This window comes from Nonomuraea sp. ATR24, assembly GCF_041950485.1.
Lineage (GTDB): Bacteria > Actinomycetota > Actinomycetes > Streptosporangiales > Streptosporangiaceae > Nonomuraea > Nonomuraea ceibae.
The window spans coordinates 174815-192917 of record NZ_JBGNUU010000001.1; the positions used below are offsets into that span (position 1 = coordinate 174815).

Here is an 18103-nt window from a genome sequence, read left to right on the forward strand (position 1 = left end):
CCTAAACGTGCGCCCGAACGTACGAACGCACCTGGATACGCGTCAAGAGGGTGCAATCGAGACGTGACCTTGCCGTGATCCCTTGCCTAGAACCGGATTCTAGAAGCAGAGTGGTCCGCATGATCGAGGAGTACGCGGACAGGGTCTGGCGCGGCGACGCCGACGACAGCATCGTGGACATGGGACAGGGTGGCCGGGGTGTCGTCAATATAGGCGATGGCCTGGGGTGGTGGTCCGGCTTCGGCAACGTGACCGCCTTCGAGACCGAGGGCTCGCTGGCGCTGTTCGACACCGGCAGCCCGTTCTCGGCGGGCAGGCTGCACGAGGACGTCCGGGCGTGGAGCCGGGCGCCGCTGTCCGCGGTGTTCTACTCCCACGGGCACATCGACCACGTCTTCGGAACCGGGCCTTTCGAGGAGTCGGGCCCCAGGGCGACGGTGTACGCCCACGAGGCGGTGCTGGACCGATTCCAACGATATTTGCTCACTAATGGTTACAATGCGGTCATCAATCAGCGGCAGTTCCAGGCAACCAACCTGCGCTGGCCCACCGCCTACCGCCATCCCGACGTCACCTACCGTGACGCCCTCACCGTGCGGCTCGGCGGGCTCACCTTCGAGCTGTTCCACGCCAAGGGCGAGACCGACGACGCCACCGTCGCCTACGTGCCCGAACACCGGCTGCTGCTGCCCGGCGACCTGTTCGTCTGGGTGACGCCCAACTGCGGCAACCCGCAGAAGGCGCAGCGCTACCCGCGCGAGTGGGCGCACGCGCTGCGCCGGATGGCCGCCCTGGACGCCGAGATCATGCTGCCCGGCCACGGCGCGCCGGTCTTCGGCCGCGGCCGCGTCCGGCAGGCGCTGCTGGAGACCGCCGAGTGGCTGGAGTCGCTGGTCGCCCAGACGCTCGACCTGCTCAACGCGGGCGTCCGGCTCGACGACATCGTCCAGGCCGTACGGCCGCCCGCCCACCTGGCCGACCGGCCGTACCTGCGGGCCCGCTACGACGAGCCCGAGTTCGTGGTGCGCAACCTGTGGCGGCTCTACGGCGGCTGGTACGACGGCAACCCGGCCCGGCTCAAGCCCGCCCCGGACGCCGTCCTGGCCAAGGCGGTGGCGGAGCTGTCCGGCGGCCCCCAGGTGCTCGCGGACGCGGCTCTGAAGGCCCTCTCGGACGGCGACGAGCGCCTGGCGGGCCATCTGGCCGAGATGGCCGCGCAGGCCGCTCCGGACGACACGGGCGTGCACCGGGTGCGCGCCGAGGTCTTCGCCGCCAGGGCCGCGCGGGAGGCGTCGCTGATGGCCAGGGGCGTGTTCGAGTGGGCCGCCTCAGAGTCGCGCGGCCGCCTCTAGGTGCGCGCGGGTCTCGGCGAAGGCCAGGTCGGTGCCCTCCAGGGCGCGGGCCACGTCCTCGTCGGTGTGGGCGGCCGACATGAACCAGTTGTGCCACGGGTGCACGTAGACCCCGTGGCGCAGGCAGGCGTCGCTCCAGTACAGGGCCGTGGACAGGTCGGCGTCGCCGTCGAAGCTCAGCCACGGGATCGTCACCGGCCCGGTCTGCCTCACGGTGAACCCGTGCGCCGTGGCCTGCGCGTACAGGCCCTCGCGCAGCAGGGTCCCGGTCCGTTCCATGTGGGCGATGCCGGAGGTGTCGCGCAGCGTCTCGATCGTGGCCTTGGCCGCCGCCATCGCCACTGCCGAGAACCAGAACGACCCCGTCGAGTACAGCGACTGCGCCGCGCCGCGCAGCGCGTCGGTCCCGGTCACGGCGGCGATCGGGTAGCCGTTGGCCATCGCCTTCGACCAGGCCGTCAGGTCGGGCCTGACCCCGTACGGCTCCCATGACCCGCGCAGGTCGATCCGGAACCCGGCCCGCACGTCGTCGATCACCAGCGCGGCCCCGAGCCGGTCGGCCAGCGCCCGCGCGCCGCGCGCGAACGCGGGCTCCACCAGCTCCTGGTCCTCGAACGAGTCGTGCTTGAACGGCGTCACGATGATCGCCGCCACGTCGCCCTCGACGGTGGCCGCGGCGGCCTCCAGCGACTCCAGCGAGTTGTAGGCGAACTCGACGAGGTCGGCCCGCTCGTTCGGGGTCGTGCCCGCGGTGGAGGGCGTGCACCACGGGTCGGCGCCGTGGTAGGCGCCGTGCGCCATGAGCACCTTGGCGCGCCCGGTGGCGGCCCTGGCGACCATGAGCGCCTGGGTGGTGGCGTCGGTGCCGTTCTTGGAGAACATCGCCCAGTCGGCGCTCGGCACGGTGTCGACCAGCAGCTCCGCCAGCTCCACCATGATCGGCCCCGGCCCGTTGAGGCAGTCGCCGCGGGCGAGCTGCCTCGCCGCGGCCTCCTCCACGCGCGGGTGCCGGTGGCCCAGCACGACGGGGCCCCAGCTGCACATGAAGTCGATGTACTCGCGCCCGTCCGCGTCCCACTGCCGGCAGCCCTCGCCGCGCTCGAAGAACTGCGGGTAGCCCGGGGCGAAGATGGCCGCGTTGAGGTGCCCGTACATGCCTCCGGGGACGACCTTCAGCGCCCGCTGCCGGAGTTCGGCGTCAGTCATGGAGCTTCCTTCAGGTGAGGAGGGCCAGGGTCGAGTCGAGGTCCTTGAGGCCGGCGTCGGAGCCGAGCCCGGTGGCGACGCGGCCCGCCGCCGCGGTGCCCCAGCGGGCCGCCGTGCGCACGTCCCGCCCGTGCAGCAGGCCGGTGATGAAGCCCGCGCAGTACGCGTCGCCGCAGCCCGTGGTGTCGGCCACGGGCGTGTCGAGCGCCGGGACGAGCTCGTCGGCCTCGGCGGTGACGACGAGGCTGCCGCCCGCCCCCAGCGTCACCAGGACGCCGCGCGGCCCGTCGGCCAGCAGCGCGGCGGCGGCGGCCCGCACGTCGCGCTCGCCGGTCATGAGCAGCGCCTGGGCGTCGTTGGGCAGCACGTAGTCGACGTGCGGCAGGAAGGCCCGCGCCGGGCCGAGCAGGTCGGCCATCTCCGACAGCGGGTCCATCGTGACGATCGTGCCGCCGGCGCGCACCTCGTCGAGCAGCGCGAAGAACGCCGGGTCGCCCAGGCCGAACGTCACGTCCACGCCGCCGAGATGGATCGCGCGGGCGGCGCGCAGCGCCTCGGTGTCGAGGTCGGCGGGCGTGAGACCGAGGTTGGCGCCGGGCACGTGGAAGCTGGGCCGGCCGCCGTCGGGCCTGATCGGCAGGATGGAGGCGGCCGTCTGCTCGCCGGGCCGGCGCGCCAGCCGGGTGACGTCCACGCCGCGCCTGGTCATGGTCGCGATCAGGAAGTCGCCGAGCTCGTCGTCGCCGACGGCGCCCATCGAGACGACCTCGTGGCCCAGCTTGACCAGGTCGACGGCGGTCCCGGCGGCGGCGCCCGCGGCGGTCAGCCTGATCTGGTCGACCAGGACGGTGTCCTGCCCGTCGGGGATGCGCTCGACGGGCCTGGCGAGGATGTCGACGATGTGCACGCCGACCGTGACGACGGTCATGGACTAAATAGACAGACGTCCGAATAAAAAGTCAATATGCTGGGGACGGGACGAAGGAGGGGCCCATGCCGAAGATCGTCGACCATGAGCAGCGCCGCCGCGAGGTGCTGTCGGCGGCCCGCCGGGTGATCGTCAGGGACGGCATCGACGCCGCCACCACCCGCGCGATCGCCAAGGAGGCCGGCTATTCCAACGGCGTCCTGGCGCACTACTTCACCGACAAGGACGAGATCCTGCTCTCGGCGCTGCGCCAGTCGCACCAGCGCATCCGCGAGCGCCTGGCGCGCAAGGTCGAGGGCGTGTCCGGGCTGGCCGCGCTGCGCGAGCTGCTGCTCGACAACCTGCCGCTGGACGCCGAGCGCACCCAGGAGACGCGCCTGGAGGTGAGCTTCTGGAGCCGCAGCCTGGCCTCCGAGCTCCTGGCCGACGTGCAGCGGGCCGAGGCCGCCGAGCTGCGCACCGCCGTGCGCGCCCTGCTCGCCCAGGCCAGGCTCGCGGGCGAGCTGACCACGGAGGCCAACCTCGACGACGTGACCGAGCAGCTGCTCGCCCTGGTCGACGGGCTCAGCCTTCACCTGCTGCTCTACCCCGAGCGGCTGCGCCGGGTGGACCTGGAGCGGCTGCTCCTGCAGTTCGTCGACCAGCTCTAGCCGTAAGTCGGACGACCGACTAGGTTGCCGGGCATGAACCTGCGCGAGGAGCTGTGCGCCTACGGCCGCAGGGCCGTCGAGCTCGGCCTGGTCATCGGCACGTCGGGCAACCTGAGTGTGCGCGAAGGCGACCGGGTCGCGGTGACGCCGTCCGGAGCGGCGCTCGACCGGCTCACCCCCGACATGTGCCCGGTCGTCGACGTCGAGGGATTCCTGCTGGAGGGCGAGCTGCAGCCGTCCTCCGAGACGCCCATGCACCTGGCGATCTACGAGACGACCGACGCGCGGGCCGTCGTCCACACCCACTCGATGTTCGGCACCGTGGTGGCCACGACGATGACCGAGCTGCCGCCGGTGCACTACAACGCCCTGACGCTCGGCGGCACGGTCAAGGTCGCCCCGTACGCCACCTACGGCACGCCCGAGCTGGCCGCCGGCGTGCGCGAGGCGCTGGCGGGCAAGCGGGCCGCACTGATGGCCAACCACGGCGGCGTGACCATCGGCGCGACCCTGGAGGAGGCGTTCGAGGCGGCCCGCCTGCTGGAGTGGCTGTGCGAGGTCTACGTGCGCGGCCTCGGCGTGGGCAGGCCCGCCGTCCTCACCGAGGACCAGCTCGCCGCCGTGGTCGAGCGCGCGCTCAACCCGCCGCGGTTCCCGCGCCGTTAGCCGCGATCTCCGCCAGCCCCAGCGGCAGCCCGCCGGAGCCCGCGATCCGGTCGTGGAAGGACTTCAGCGACCCCTGGTACGACTCCCGGATGCGGTCGATCTCGATCGCCCCGGTCAGGTAGGACGGCGCCTGCGTGGGCCAGGCGCAGTAGCGGTTGACCTCGCCCTGGGCGGTGCCGGGCGACAGCGACGCCTTGGTGGCCATGAACGTCTCGGCCTGCTCGATCGTCATGTCGTCGCAGTGCAGCGCGGTGTCGACGACGATGCGGGCGGCGCGGAAGATCCGGCAGTCGAGGTGGGCCAGCTCGGTCGCGGGCGTGTCGAAGTAGCCCTGCTCGTGCAGCAGCTTCTCGACGTAGAGCGCCCACCCCTCGCTGAAGTACGGCGTCCTGAACACCTTGCGCACCGCGCGCGGGTTGGCCGCCATGTGCGACAGGTGCCAGTGGTGCCCCGGGTACGCCTCGTGCACGGCGATCGAGGGCATCTGGGCCCGGCTGTTGGTCCGCAGGCGCTGCCGTACCTGCTCGGGGGTGAACCCGTCGGGCGTGTACGGGACGAAGAAGACGCCGGTGCGTGAGCTGGTGAGGGGCGGCGGGGCCAGGTAGTGGGCCACCGACAGGACGGGGCGGCTGTAGACGGCCGACGGCAGGACCAGGCACTCCTCGCCCTCGGGGAAGGTGACGAGGTCGCGGTCGCGGACGAAGTCGCGGGCGCGCAGCGTCTCGGCCTCGTACTCGGCGCGCATCTCCTCCAGGGTCGCCGGGTGGTCGTCCATCAGCGTCTCCATGGCGGCCCGCCAGTCCTGGGAGCCGTTGACGCGCACCGACACCTCGCGCATCCGCTCGTCGAGGGAGTCCCAGGCGGCCTTGCCCTTCTCGTGCAGCTCGGCGGCGCCGTAGCCGAGCAGTTCGCGCTCGCGCAGCAGCGTGCTGTAGAGGTGCTCGCCCATGCGCCAGGTGCCGCCGCAGGAGAAGCCGTCGAGGAAGGCGACGAGGTCGTCGAAGGCGTCGGCGGCCGGGGCGGCGGCGTCGGCCAGCTTGGCGCGCAGGTCGGGGTCGGCGACCATGCCGGGGACGGTCTCGGTGAGGAACGCGCGGCCGGTGCGCGCCTGCTTGAGCCCGCGCTCGACGAGCAGGGGCGCGGCCAGGACGGGGTCGAGGTTGGCGCGGCAGGCGGCGAGCACGCCGGGCACCTCGGCCAGCCGGGAGATCGCCGCGGCCACCAGCTCGGGCTCGGGCTTGAGCCGCTGCTGGAAGGGCGTGAAGAAGGAGGAGAAGACCGGCGCCAGGTAGGCGGCGGGGTCGCGGCGCCACTCGGCCCAGTTGGCCAGGGCGATGGACCCTCTCAGGTGGGACAGGACCAGGTCGCGGTCGATCGCGTCGTCCAGGGTGGCCGCCTCGCGGGTGCGCAGGCGCTGCAGCCAGAGCACCTGCTCGCGTTCGCGGGCGGTGAAAGCCTCGGCGGTGAAGTCGCCGAGCGTGTGGTCGTAGCCGTCGGCCCCGAGGGTGCTGGCGACGACCGGACGTCCGGAAAAGTACCAATTGAGAAAGTCGTCCACCAGCGCACAATATCCTGAACAAATGCCCCTTCAGATCACCGGCGCGCTAGGCGATCCCGACCTGATCAGGCTCCCCTGGGAGCTTCCCCTCGAACAGTGGCCCCAGCACCATCTCGTCGACCTCCCGCGCGGCATCTCGCGGCACGTGGTGCGCTTCGCCCGGCTCTCCGGCAAGGTGTACGCGATCAAGGAGATCAGCGAGCGCTACGCCAAGCGCGAGTACCAGCTCCTGTGGGACCTGGCCCGGCTCGACGCCCCCGCCGTCGAGCCCGTCGCGTACGTCACCGGCCGCGACGAGGGGCTGGACGCGGCGCTGATCACCCGGCACCTGCAGTTCTCGCTCCCCTACCGGGCCGTCATGTCCGGCACGCTGCGGCCCGACACGCTCACCCGGCTGCTGGACGCGCTCGCGGTGCTGCTGGTGCGGCTGCACCTGAACGGGTTCTTCTGGGGCGACTGCTCGCTGTCCAACACGCTGTTCCGCCGGGACGCGGGCGCGTTCGCCGCCTACCTGGTCGACGCGGAGACCGGCGAGATGCACCCGATGATCAGCGAGGGCCAGCGGCTCGGCGACATCGACGCGGCGCACACGAACATCTTCGGCGAGATGCTCGACCTGGAGGCCGGCGGGCTGCTGCACCCGTCGATCGACCCGATGGAGACCGCCGAGGACGTGGTCAACCGCTATCACCGGCTGTGGGCGGAGATCACCCAGGACGAGATCATCGAGGAGGTCGACTGGCACCGCGTCGAGCAGCGCATCCGGCGGCTCAACCTGCTCGGCTTCGACGTGGCCGAGATGATGGTCCGGCGCAAGGTCGGCACCGGGCGGCTCATCGTCCGTCCCAAGGTCGTCGACGCCGGTCACCACCAGCGGCGGCTGCTCCGGCTGACCGGCCTGGACGCCGAGGAGAACCAGGCGCGGCGGCTGCTCAACGACCTCGACGGGTTCCGCGTGGCCAAGGGGCTGCGGCACGAGGACGAGGCCATCGTGGCGCACCGGTGGCTGGCCGAGGTGTTCCAGCCCACGCTCGCGGCCATCCCCGCCGAGCTGCGCGGCAAGCTGGAGACCGCCCAGCTCTTCCACGAGATCCTGGACCACCGCTGGTACCTGTCGGAGGCCGAGGGGGGCGACGTCGGGCTGGCGGCGGCGGTCAAGTCGTACGTGGACAACGTGCTGGTGTTCAAGCCTGACGAGAAGGCTTTACTGCCGGACGAGACTCCGAATATGAATTAAATTCCACAATGGCACGATAAATCCGTCGCGGTTGGGTTTTTCTTACTCCGGGCCATATAGATCCTTATCTTGTGGAAATTGCTGTCAGTCCGCTCTCCCTAAGCTGATCGCGTGCTGGGACTGGACGGCTGCCTGACCGAGGTCATGGCGATACCGGGAGCGCTGGACGCGATGCTCGTGGACCACACGAGCGGCATGGCGGTGGCCGCCAGCGCCTTCCCGCCCGGCGCGGACGCGGAGAAGTCCGCCGCCGCGCTGACGGAGACGCTGCGCGCCACCGTCGACGGGCTGGCGCGCGCCTGCCCGGGCGACACCGTGCGCGTCGAGGACGTGCTCATCACCACGGACAAGGGCCACCACCTGCTGCGTCCGCTGGACACGCTCTTCGACGGGCCGCTGGTGATCTACGTCCGGCTGGACCTGGAACGCGCGAACATCGCCCTGGCGCGGCACCGGCTGCGCGCCATCTCCGCCGAACTGCTGGCGTGACGGCATGCCGCCCCTGGACACGCACCTGGCCGGGCTGGCCCGCGAACGCTCCACGGGCGCGCTGCGGGTCGGCCGGGCCGGCACGATCTACCTCGACGCCGGGCGGATCACGTACATGGAATGCGCCCGCACGCCGGGCGCCGAGCGGCTGCTCGCCTCCCGGGGGCGCGTGTCGGAGGCCGCGCTGCGGCGCACGCAGGCCGACGGCGGGTGCGAGCGGCTGCTGCGGGAGGGACCGGTCACGCTCGGCGAGCTGCAGTACTGCGTGCTCGGCGCGGTGCTGGACGCGGCGTTCTTCCTGCTGCCCGCGGCGGGGCCGCGGCCGAAGTTCCGGCCGGGCGAGCGGCACTGGCTGGGCGGGCGCTGGTACTTCGACGTGGCGGGGCTGGTGCGCGAGTGCGCGCGCCGCCGCGCCCACCTGGCGAGCGTCTGGCCCGACGCCGCCGTCGACACCGCACCGGTACGGGTCTCACCCCGGCTGCGCGGGCAGGGCGTGACGCTCACCGACGTGCAGTGGGAGGTCGTGGTCGCCGCCGATCAGGAGGCCACGCCGCTCGACCTGGCCAGGCGGCTGGGCCGGACGGGCTACGCGGTCATGCTCGCGGTGCGGCGGCTGGCCGCGGCCGGGCTGCTGCTCCCCGACGAGCGGGCCGCCCTGCCCAGACGCGCCAAGCGGCTGCCGAAACCGGGCCCGCAGGACGCCGCAGAGCCCGCGGAGCCCAGGCAGCAGGTGGACGTGGCCCTGCTGCTGCGGCTGAGGAAGGCGCTGGAAGAACTGGCGTGAGGATCGCTCACGCCGGGACGATCACAACGAACGGAGGACGACATGGCCGGCATGGACATCTCGCTCAAGGAGATGATGACGATCGACGGCTCGATCGGCGCGGCGATCGTCGACCACGGCAGCGGCATGGCGCTGGGCACGCTCGGCGGCTCCAAGGACCTGGACCTCCAGGTGGCGGCGGCCGGCAACACCGAGGTCGTCAAGGCCAAGCTGCGCACGATGGACTCGCTCGGGCTCAAGGACGCGATCGAGGACATCCTCATCTCGCTCAGCGGCCAGTATCACATCATCCGGCCGCTGACCGGGCGCGGCGGCAAGGGCCTGTTCCTCTACCTGGCCCTCGACCGGAGCCGGGCCAATCTGGCCCTGGCCAGGCACCAGCTCCGGGCCATCGAGGAGAAGCTGGAGGTCTGAGACCCGGTGGCTCGTGCCCGGGGCGCGGCGGGCACGAGCCACCGTCACACGCGGGAGGTGAGCCGCGTCACGGCGGCGACGATCTCGGGCCAGAGCGGGCGGGGAAGGTCGTGCCCCATGCCGGGGAACGTCAGCAGCTCGGCCCCCTCGATGGCCGCCGCCGTGGCGCGCCCGCCCTCGACCGGGACGAGCTGGTCGTCCTCGCCGTGCACGACCAGCGTCGGCACCTTGACGGCCGCCAGGCCCTCGGTGCGGTCGCCGGAGGCCATGATCGCGGCGAGCTGGCGGGCCGTGCCCGGCGGGTCGAAGCAGCGGTCGAAGGCCAGGCCGGCCAGCCGCAGGACGCGCTCGCGGTCCATCTCGTAGCCCGGCGAGCCGATCACCGACCAGGTCTTGAGCGCCTGCGCCAGGACCGCCTCCCGGTCGGCCGGCGGCGCGCCGAACAGCACCGCGCCCGCGGCCTCGGTCGGCGGGGCGACCGCGGGGCCGGTGGTCGACATGATCGAGGTGAGGGTGAGCACCCGTTCCGGATGGCGGACGGCCAGCGTCTGGGCGATCATGCCGCCCATCGACGCGCCCATGACGTGCGCCGCGGGCCAGCCGAGCGCGTCCATGAGCCCGGCGGCGTCGTCGGCCATGTCGTCCAGCAGGTACGGGGCGGCGCCCCGGAAGTCGGGCACGCCCGCCTCGTGGAAGTGCGTGGACAGACCGGCGTCGCGGTTGTCGAACCGGAGGACGTGATGCCCCTGGTCGGCCAGGGCCGTGCAGAGGTCGTCGTCCCAGTGGATGAGCTGGGCGCCCAGCCCCATGATGAGCAGGAGCGGGCGCCCGTCAGGTGAGCCGAAGCTCTCGTAGGCGAGGTCGATGCCGTTCGCCGAGGCGTGGGTGGTCACGGATACTAGAATTACCTTCTAATTCGTCCCGCGTAAAGCACGCCCGGCCTCCCATGCGGAAGGCTCAGGCGCCCGGCCGGGGGACGGCTCGGACGCCTGAGCTCCTTGCTGGGTCAGCTGCCCGTCAGGGTCAGCGGCCCATCAGCTTGCGGAGACGGTCGCGGCCGAGGATCACGCCGCCACCGGCCAGGGCGAGACCGCCGGCCAGCACGGCGCCGCCGACGCCACCGGTCTCCTCGCCGGCCGCCGCGGCGGCGGGCTTGGAGCCGCCGCCCGCGGGGCGCTCGCTCGCGGTGTACGCGGCCGGGGCGACGCCGCCGCTGCCGGGAGCCTCGACGCGGGGCTTGTTCTCCTCGGTCTTCTTCTCCGCCAGGATGGTCGGCGGCTGCGCCGGGTTGCGGTCCACGCGCGACCAGGCGCCGGTCGAGAAGGCCACGGGGTGGTTCTTCTTGCCCACGCCGTCGCCCCACTTGGTGATGACGTACTGGACCTCGATGTGGCCCTTGCCGCCGTTGCCGTCGACCATCAGCGTGCTGGAGTTGAACTTGCCGCCGGTCAGCTCGGCGAACGTCTTGGCGTCCAGGTCGAGCATGATGCCGTTGTTGGACGGGTTGCCGGGACCGCGGTCACCCACGAAGAAGGGCATCTTCTTGCCCTTGTAGACGACGTAGCCCTCGGTCATCAGCGGCCAGCTCGGGCTGGCGGCCAGGCCCTTCTGCATGGGCTTGCCACTGGCGGGCAGACCCGTGTCACCGGCGCGGCCGGAGGAGTCGTCCCAGAAGTAGGACGCGGTGGTCGCGCCCTTCAGCAGCACCTTCTGGCTCTCGTCGACGTCGGCGTGGGCGGCGCCGGCCCCGAAGGCGAGGGCGCCGGCGGCGGTGGCGGTGAGCAGGGCGAAGGAACGCATGCCGATACGAGCAGACATGAAAAAGTAAAGTCCTCTGTTAGGCAATGGGGAAAAGCGCTCACTCAGAAGGGCGTAGCCGGGCAGAACGCCAAACGGTCGCTACGCGGAGCGCGAGAAGTTCGGGGAAGTGGTGCCGCTCAGTGGGCGCGGGCTGGGGGTACGACGCAGCGGTACATCACAGGTAGGGTGTCCTCTCCATCTCGCCTACCGGGTTAGCTGACGGGTTCGGGCGTGGAGATGCCCTACCGGCCGCGAGGGCCGGATTCACCCCAGAAGTTGGGTCCCCGGTTCCCGTGAGGGATTCGGCGCCAGGTGGCCGCCTCTTCCTGGTGAAGGGCTAGGTCACCACCTGGTAACGCCACCCAATGTATATGCCAAACCGGACAAACGCAAAGGTAACACCATGAATCAGGCGAAGATCTACCTAGGAGGGTCAAGAAAAGGGGGGCACGGCATTGCCGTACCCCCCTGAAACGCCAGGATCTCAGCCGCCGCTCTTGCGCCTGAAAGATCGCTTGCTGGCAGCCGGCCCGTGTGCCCCGTGAATCTTCGCGGCGTCGGCGCCCCTGCCACCCGCGCTCGTGCCCGCGGCCTGGTTGCGCTTGCGCTCCAGCGCCTCGCGGAACTTGCGCTTCATCTCGTCCTCGGGAGTCTCGCTGACTTCCGGCTCCGGTGTTTCCGCCATGGAGGACCTCCTGGTGTTGAGGGACGTACACAGCTTCGCACGATCGCCCACACGGCGCGAAACCGGGACGGCCGCCCAGCGGTTAGGGTGAGCCTGTGCGCGCACGCGATCTCGTCAGCGACTTCCCGACCGTGACGCTCGACACCCGCGCGGCCGACGCCGCCCGGCTGCTGGCCGAGCACGGGCTGCCGGGGCTCATCGTGCTCGACGACGACGGCCGTCCGCGCACGATCCTGCCCGGCACCCAGGTGCTGCGCCTGGCCGTCCCCCGCTACTGCCTCGACGACCCCGCCCTGGCCAGGGTCGTCGACGAGGAGCACGCCGACGCGTTCATGCGCGGCCTCGGCGAGCGCACGGTCCGCGAGACCCTGCCCGAGCAGCCGCGCGAGCTGCCCATCGCCGACGGCGACGCCACCCTGCTGGAGCTGGCCGCGCTCATGGCCCGCACGCACAGCCCGCTCGTCGCCGTCGTCGACGACGGCGCCCTGCTGGGCGGCGTCACGCTCCAGGCGCTGATGGGCCAGTCGCTGCCGCACTAGCTCCTTGGTGTTGCCTTGACCCGATGCCGGGCAGATTCCGGTCATGGTGAGCCCGCTCGGCCGGGATCTCGCGATCGATCTCGGCAGTGTCAGCACCCAGATCCACGCACGAGGCCGGGGCATCGTGCTCAACGAGCCCACGGCCGTCGCGCGAAGTCCCGAGACGGGCCGGGCCGTCAGGTTCGGCGCCCAGGCCGTCTGCTGCGGCGACACCTGCTGGCCGGTGCGCGGCGGTATGCCGGGAGACCCCGAGCTGGCCCGGCTCCTCATCCGCCACTTCGTGCACAGGGTGCACAAGTTCACCAGGCCGCGCCTGGTCATGGCCCTGCCCGACGGCTGCTCGCCGATCGTCGCGCGGACCCTCGGCGACCTGGCGTACGAGGCCGACGCGCGCGGCGTGGTCCTCGTGCCGCACGCGCTGGCCGTGGCCCTCGGGGCCGGAGTGGCGCTGGACGAGCCCGCCGGCGCGATGGTCGTCGACATCGGCCCCGGCCTCACCAGGATCGCCGTCCTGGCGGGCGGCGACGTGGTGACGGCCGCGTCCGCCGGCGTCGGCGGCGACGACATGAACCGCGCCATCGCCCGCCTCGTCGAACACCGGCACGGCATCCTCATCAGCGAGAGCGAGGCCGAGGCCGTCAAACGCGACGCCGGCACCGCCTGGAAGCCGCTGCACCGCCAGGTCCTCGTCCACGGCCACGACCCCGAGACCGGGTGCGAGCGCGTGGTCACGGTCCCGGTGCACGACCTCTACGAGGCGACCAGGCAGCCGGTCGACGCGATCGTCCGGGCCGCCGCCCGCGCCGTGGAGCACTGCCCGCCCGAACTGGCCGCCGACCTCGGCGAGCGCGGCGCCACCCTCGCGGGCGGCGGCTCCCTGCTGCGCGGCCTGGCCCGGCGGCTGCGCACCGCCCTGGCCATCCCGGTCCGCCGCGCCGACCAGCCGGTCGAGACCGTCGCCCTGGGCCTGGCCCGCTACGTCGACCGCCGGTGGCCCGGACGCACGCCCTAGGCGGTCTACTCCTGGGAGGCCGTGCGCAACGCCCGGTAGAGCAGGCGCGGGTCGCCCAGATGGTGGCGCAGCAGCTTCTCCAGGCCGCCGATCGGGACGAGGTTCTGCGGGGCGCGCGGGTCCTTGTAGTCGACGCCCGCCAGCGGCGGCAGCGCCAGCGTGAGCTCGTCGGCCAGCCGCGTCACCTGGGCGGGCTCCAGCTCGGCGCTCGCCTCGCACCGCGCGATCCCCGCCCACGGGGTCGAGGACCGCACCGGAAGCCGGACGTACCAGGCGTGCCGCCGCCAGCTCGTCCCCATGAGGAACACCGGCGTGCGCTCCCCCGGCGCGAGCGCCGACACGACCGCCGACTGCGGCGGCGGCAGGTAGGCGGTGTGGTGGGTCTTGATGTAGCCGACCGTGTTGGGCAGATGGCTGCGCCCGCGCAACGGCCCGTCGACCAGCAGCAGGTCACTCGTGCCGGCCCGGTGCCGGACGGCCAGGTCCACCTCCAGCTGGGTCACCTGGCGCTGGAGCGCCAGCGACAGCTCCTCCATGCTGGAGTCGGCCGCCCGCCCGGGCCGGTAGACGGCGTGCGCCGTCTTGACCTCCGGCGCGTACGGCGACGCGCTGATCAGCGAACGGCCGATCTCGATCGCCGCCAGATCCGCGCCACCCGGCCCGCAGCGGACGATGCCCGCCGCGAACGAGGCCGCGATGCCCGGCAGCGGCATCGGCGCGTCGGCGTCCGACACCCACACGCGCGCGTCGATCCGCCGCACCCCGTCGGCCACCAGCAGCGTGTCGGGCGCGTCCACGCCGGGGCCCGGCCGGACGGGCTTCCAGTCGGCCGCCGGGCGCTCGACGTCCAGGATCAGCTCGGCGCTCGTCGTCCCCAGCTCCGACAGGGCCTCCACGGCCAGCGCCGCCGCGTAGCCCGGATCCCACGGGTCGACGGTGAACCCGGTCATGGGCCCACCCGGCGCACGTGCGAGCCCTCGGTGTCGCGGCTGACCTCGAACCGCACGGGGACGCGCTCCGCCAGCGCCGGGACGTGCGTGACGACGCCCACCATGCGCTCCTGGCCCGAGGCGAGCCGTTCGAGCGTGGTGGCCACCGTGTCGAGCGTGGCGGGGTCCAGGGTGCCGAAGCCCTCGTCCAGGAAGATCGACTCCAGCCCGCGGGCGACCGTGCCCGACAGCGCCAGGGCCAGCGCCAGCGCCGCCTGAAACGTCTCGCCGCCCGACAGCGTGCGGGCGCTGCGCCGCATCCCCGCCTCCGCGTGGTCGATCACCTCGATCTCGCTGCGGCTGCCCAGAACGAGCTCGTACTGCCCGTCGGACAGCTCCCGCAACGTGTCGGACGCGGTGGCGACCAGCAGCGCCAGCGCCTCGGCGCACAGCCAGCGCTCGAACGCGTTGGCGCGCAGCCGCAGGTCCAGCTCGTGCGCCACCTGGGCCGCCTGGTCGTGCTCGGTCACCTCCGCGGTCAGCTCGGCCACCTTCGCGCGGTCCTCGCGGATGCGCTCCAGCGCCGCCTCCGACCTGGTCACGGCCGCCGCCACCGCGGCGGCGAGCTGGTCCGGTCCCCCGGCCCCACCTCCCGGTACGGGGACGCCGTGGGCGGTGAGGCGGTCGAGGAGCGCGGCCCGTTCGGCGTCACGCCTGGCCGCCAGCTCGGCCAGGGCCCGCTCCGTCTCGTCGACGACCACCCGGGTGGCGATGCCCGCCTGGTTGCGCCACTCGATCAGGTCGCTCCAGGCGTGATGCAGATCGGCCCGGTCCACCGGTGGCGGCGCCTCCGCGTGCCCGCCCAGCGTGAGCAGCCGGTCCCGGGCGGCCTCCAGGGCGCGCCAGGCGTCCTCGCCCTGCCGCGCCGCCCGCACCGCGCGCGTCCGTGCCTGCTCCAGCCGGGTCCGGCAGCCCCGCGCCGCCGCCCGCGCCTCCGCGGCCACCTTCTCCGCCTTCCCCATGTCGGCCAGCCGCGCCTCGGTGAACCCCCGGACCACGTCGCCACGCGGCGCCCGTGAACCCTCCACAGGGACGGCACCCCGTACGGACCGGCCACCCCCCGAAGAGACCGCCCCACCGGAAGGGGCGGCGTCCTCTGGGGTGGCGGCGTCGGACCCCAGGCCGGCACCGCCCGAAGGGGCGGCCCCGCCTACGGGGCGGGCGCCCTCCGGGGAGGCCACCCCGCCGGACGCGGAGGCTCCACCGGACGCGGTGGTTCCGTCGGGGTTGGTGGGGGTGGGGAGGCCGTAGGGGCGGAGGGGGTGGAGGGCGGCGGCGCAGGCGGCGCGGTGGTGGGCGAGGTCGGCGTCGAGGCGGGCGGCCTGGTCGGCGAGCATCGCGGCGGACGTCTCGGCCTTGCCGTGCTCGGCCCGCGCCTGGTCGGCGTCGCCGCGGGCGATGGACACGGCGCGCTCGGCCGTACCGAGGTCGGACAGGGCGCCGTGGCTGGGCGGGTCGGTGACGGGGCGCAGGCAGACGGGGCAGGGGTCGCCGGCCGTCAGGCGGGCGGCGAGCCCGGCGCCCGCGTGGGCGTCGCGGAGCCGGTCGCGGGCGGTCTCGGCGGCGGCGAGCCGGTCGCGGGCCTCGGCGAGGCGGGCGGCGAGCGCGGGGACGCGGGCGGCCGTCTCGGCGGCGGTGGCGTGCGCGGCGGCGGCGGCCCGTTCGGCGCGGTCGAGGGCGTCGAGGGCGGCCAGCGCGGCGACGAACGCGGCGCGGTCGCCCAGGCCGGCGAGCGCCGCCTCGGCGGCCTGTTCGTCGGCGGCGAGCGTGGCGGCCTCGGCCTCCAGCGCGGTGACGGCGTCGGCGGCCTCGCGGGCGGTGGCGGCGAGGGTGGGCACCTCGGGCGGCATGGTGAGCGAGCGGAGCGCGGTGATGCGGTCGGTGAGCGCGGCGAGCGCCTCGCGGGTGCGCTGGTGTTCGGTGTCCCTGGCGCGCAGCAGCTCCAGGTCGGCGCCGATGCCGTCGGCGAGCGCGCGCAGCGAGCCTGCGCGCTCCTGCGCCTCGCGCTCGGCCTCGTCGGTGGCGCCGGACAGCTTGGCGAGCTGGTTGCGGGCGAAGGTGGCCGCCTGCCTGGCCTGCTCCTCCTCGGCCGCCGCGCGCTGCCGGATGCGGTCGTAGACGTCGGCGTCGAGCAGCTGGACGAGCAGGTCCTGGCGTTCGCGGGGGGCGGCGTGCAGGAACTCGGCGAAGCGGCCCTGGGGCAGCACCACGCACTGGGTGAAGAACCGGTATTCGAGCCCGGTGACGCGCTGGACCTCGGTGGTGACGTTCTCGCCTTCGGCGACGGGCCTGGCGACCTCGTCGAAGCCGGTGGCGCCGGGGGTCAGCTCGTCGAGCCTGGCCTCCTTGGTGCGCACGGTGCCCTTGCTGTCGCGGACCAGGGCGCGCACGACGCCGTAGCGGCGGCCGCCGCTTTCGAAGACGAGGCCGACCTTGCCGGCGGCGGCGGAGGGGGCGAGGGCGTGGGCGATCACGTTCTCCTTGCCCCAGCGCGGGACCGTCCCGTACAGGGCGAAGCAGAGGGCGTCGATGATCGTGCTCTTGCCCGCGCCGGTGGGGCCGACGAGGGCGAAGTAGTCGGTGTCGGCGAAGGAGATCTCGGTCGCGCCGCGGAAGCTGCCGAAGCCTTCGACGTGCAGCAGCAGGGGTCGCATCAGCCGGTCACCTCGTCGTGCAGGCGGTCGAACAGGGTGGCCACGCGCTCGTCCTCGCGCCCGGAGTCGGCGAGGTAGGCGCGGAACAGCTCGCGCGGGCTGCGGGCGGCGGAGCCCGGCCTGCGTACGGCGTGCACGGGCCGGAACCGTTCGTCGATCACCACGTCGACGGCGCCGGGCAGCAGTTCGCGCACCTGGTCGGCGAGGCCGACGCGGGGTTTCTCCTCGACGACCACCTTGAGCCAGTCGTCGCCCGCCTCGACGGTCTCCAGCTGTTCCAGCGTGCCCCGTACGGTGCGGAGCCGGCGGGCGCCGGGGAAGGCGATCTCGCGGACCACGGCGGGGCGGCCGGGGGCGACGTCGACGAGCAGCGCGCCGGGCTCGTTGCCCTCCTCGCCGAAGTCGACAGCGATGGGCGAGCCGCTGTACCAGATCGGGCAGGGTCCGGGGATCTGCTGGCGGCGGTGCAGGTGGCCGAGGGCGGCGTACTGGGTGGCGGGCGGGAAGGCGGTCGGCTCGAAGTAGTAGGAGAAGATCGACTGGGCTTCGCGTTCGCCGCCGCCGAACCGGCCGCCGGGCAGGGTGCCGTGGGTGGTGATCAGGTTGACGGTGTCGCCGGTGAAGCTCGCGGTGAGCGCGCCGATGAGCTCGCCGATGCGGGCGGCGTAGTCGCGGTTGTGCTCGGCGGCGGTGCCGGTGAGCACCTCGGCGGCGCGCACCACGTAGCGGTGGGACAGGAAGGGCAGCACGGCCAGCCGCACCGGCTCGCCGGAGCGCGCGGTGAAGGAGAGCGTGCCCCCGGCGTCGGGGCGGCGGAAGGCGCCCACGACGTGCAGGCCGAGCGCGCCGAGCACCGGCCGGTAGACCTCGAACAGCGGCGCGCTGTCGTGGTTTCCGGCCAGCACCACCACGTCGCGGCCGTCCTCGCGCAGCGCCATGAGGGCGGGCAGCACCAGCGACTGCGCCTCGGGGGTGGGCGCGGAGGTGTCGAACAGGTCGCCGGCGACGATGACGGCGTCGACGTCCTCGGCGCGGGCGGTGGCGACCAGCTCGCGCAGCACCTGCCGGTGCTCGTCGGCGCGCGAGCGGCCTTTGAGCACCTTGCCCACGTGCCAGTCGGCGGTGTGCAGGATCTTCACG

At 73.2% G+C, this 18103-nt stretch carries 18 protein-coding genes and 1 riboswitch; of the genes, 9 read left to right on the plus strand and 9 right to left on the minus strand.

Annotated features, from left to right (window positions below):
* Positions 1–119 precede the first annotated feature (119 nt).
* Positions 120–1352 (plus strand): alkyl sulfatase dimerization domain-containing protein, encoded by a 1233-nt coding sequence (locus tag ACBI99_RS00830; RefSeq protein WP_375071433.1) that lies wholly within the window; start codon positions 120–122, stop codon positions 1350–1352.
* Here ACBI99_RS00830 and ACBI99_RS00835 read toward each other — a convergent pair.
* Positions 1329–2558: an aminotransferase class III-fold pyridoxal phosphate-dependent enzyme gene (locus ACBI99_RS00835; protein WP_375071434.1), complete on the minus strand. Its 1230-nt coding sequence runs from the start codon at positions 2556–2558 to the stop codon at positions 1329–1331. The two genes, ACBI99_RS00830 and ACBI99_RS00835, sit on opposite strands and share 24 nt — an antisense overlap.
* Before the next feature lie 10 nt (positions 2559–2568).
* Positions 2569–3486 carry a carbohydrate kinase family protein gene (locus ACBI99_RS00840; RefSeq protein ID WP_219513710.1) on the minus strand — a complete coding sequence of 306 codons (918 nt, stop codon included), beginning with the start codon at positions 3484–3486 and terminating at the stop codon, positions 2569–2571.
* Between the two features lie 65 nt (positions 3487–3551).
* Here ACBI99_RS00840 and ACBI99_RS00845 point away from each other — a divergent pair, with 65 nt between their 5' ends.
* Positions 3552–4136, plus strand: coding sequence for a TetR/AcrR family transcriptional regulator (locus ACBI99_RS00845; RefSeq protein ID WP_219513712.1), 585 nt, complete (start codon positions 3552–3554; stop codon positions 4134–4136).
* A 33-nt stretch (positions 4137–4169) separates the two neighbouring features.
* Complete coding sequence (locus tag ACBI99_RS00850; protein ID WP_375071435.1) at positions 4170–4802, plus strand: class II aldolase/adducin family protein; 633 nt, start codon at positions 4170–4172, stop codon at positions 4800–4802.
* On the opposite strand, the gene ACBI99_RS00855 is transcribed toward ACBI99_RS00850, so the two are convergent.
* Positions 4774–6360: a DUF885 domain-containing protein gene (locus ACBI99_RS00855; protein WP_357585565.1), complete on the minus strand. Its 1587-nt coding sequence runs from the start codon at positions 6358–6360 to the stop codon at positions 4774–4776. The genes ACBI99_RS00850 and ACBI99_RS00855 overlap by 29 nt on opposite strands.
* A 22-nt stretch (positions 6361–6382) precedes the next feature.
* Between ACBI99_RS00855 and ACBI99_RS00860 the strand changes: the two genes are divergently transcribed.
* From ACBI99_RS00860 to ACBI99_RS00875, 4 genes are all read left to right on the plus strand, one after another.
* Positions 6383–7597, plus strand: coding sequence for a DUF4032 domain-containing protein (locus tag ACBI99_RS00860; protein WP_219513719.1), 1215 nt, complete (start codon positions 6383–6385; stop codon positions 7595–7597).
* 111 nt (positions 7598–7708) lie between these two features.
* Positions 7709–8086 (plus strand): roadblock/LC7 domain-containing protein, encoded by a 378-nt coding sequence (locus tag ACBI99_RS00865; RefSeq protein WP_219513725.1) that lies wholly within the window; start codon positions 7709–7711, stop codon positions 8084–8086.
* A 4-nt stretch (positions 8087–8090) separates the two neighbouring features.
* Positions 8091–8870 (plus strand): hypothetical protein, encoded by a 780-nt coding sequence (locus ACBI99_RS00870; RefSeq protein ID WP_357585561.1) that lies wholly within the window; start codon positions 8091–8093, stop codon positions 8868–8870.
* A 42-nt stretch (positions 8871–8912) separates the two neighbouring features.
* The gene (locus tag ACBI99_RS00875) at positions 8913–9284 is read left to right on the plus strand and encodes a hypothetical protein (RefSeq protein WP_357585559.1); all 372 of its coding nucleotides are present in this window, start codon (positions 8913–8915) and stop codon (positions 9282–9284) included.
* A 44-nt stretch (positions 9285–9328) separates the two neighbouring features.
* Here the strand turns inward: ACBI99_RS00875 and ACBI99_RS00880 are convergent, their stop codons facing one another.
* The 3 genes from ACBI99_RS00880 to ACBI99_RS00890 form a co-directional block, all read right to left on the minus strand.
* Positions 9329–10177: an alpha/beta fold hydrolase gene (locus ACBI99_RS00880; RefSeq protein WP_375071436.1), complete on the minus strand. Its 849-nt coding sequence runs from the start codon at positions 10175–10177 to the stop codon at positions 9329–9331.
* Between the two features lie 130 nt (positions 10178–10307).
* Positions 10308–11102 (minus strand): hypothetical protein, encoded by a 795-nt coding sequence (locus tag ACBI99_RS00885; protein ID WP_246646451.1) that lies wholly within the window; start codon positions 11100–11102, stop codon positions 10308–10310.
* A 168-nt stretch (positions 11103–11270) separates the two neighbouring features.
* A riboswitch (cyclic di-AMP (ydaO/yuaA leader) is annotated at positions 11271–11402 on the minus strand.
* 166 nt (positions 11403–11568) lie between these two features.
* A complete protein-coding gene (locus tag ACBI99_RS00890) occupies positions 11569–11769 on the minus strand; it encodes a DUF5302 domain-containing protein (protein ID WP_219513739.1) in 201 nt (66 codons plus the stop codon).
* 95 nt (positions 11770–11864) lie between these two features.
* Here ACBI99_RS00890 and ACBI99_RS00895 point away from each other — a divergent pair, with 95 nt between their 5' ends.
* Positions 11865–12308, plus strand: coding sequence for a CBS domain-containing protein (locus ACBI99_RS00895; RefSeq protein ID WP_219513741.1), 444 nt, complete (start codon positions 11865–11867; stop codon positions 12306–12308).
* Positions 12309–12351: 43 nt separating this feature from the next.
* Positions 12352–13320, plus strand: coding sequence for a rod shape-determining protein (locus ACBI99_RS00900; RefSeq protein ID WP_375071437.1), 969 nt, complete (start codon positions 12352–12354; stop codon positions 13318–13320).
* Positions 13321–13325: 5 nt separating this feature from the next.
* Here ACBI99_RS00900 and ACBI99_RS00905 read toward each other — a convergent pair whose 3' ends face one another.
* Genes ACBI99_RS00905 through ACBI99_RS00915 form a run of 3 tightly spaced genes read right to left on the minus strand, consistent with a single transcriptional unit; the run spans position 13326 to position 18102 of the window.
* Positions 13326–14270: a hypothetical protein gene (locus ACBI99_RS00905; protein WP_375071438.1), complete on the minus strand. Its 945-nt coding sequence runs from the start codon at positions 14268–14270 to the stop codon at positions 13326–13328.
* The gene (locus ACBI99_RS00910) at positions 14267–16963 is read right to left on the minus strand and encodes an AAA family ATPase (RefSeq protein ID WP_375071439.1); all 2697 of its coding nucleotides are present in this window, start codon (positions 16961–16963) and stop codon (positions 14267–14269) included. The genes ACBI99_RS00905 and ACBI99_RS00910 overlap by 4 nt, the downstream gene beginning before the upstream one ends.
* The gene (locus ACBI99_RS00915) at positions 16963–18102 is read right to left on the minus strand and encodes an exonuclease SbcCD subunit D (RefSeq protein ID WP_375071440.1); all 1140 of its coding nucleotides are present in this window, start codon (positions 18100–18102) and stop codon (positions 16963–16965) included. Before ACBI99_RS00915 ends, ACBI99_RS00910 begins: the two co-directional genes overlap by 1 nt.
* Between the last annotated feature and the right edge of the window lies 1 nt (position 18103).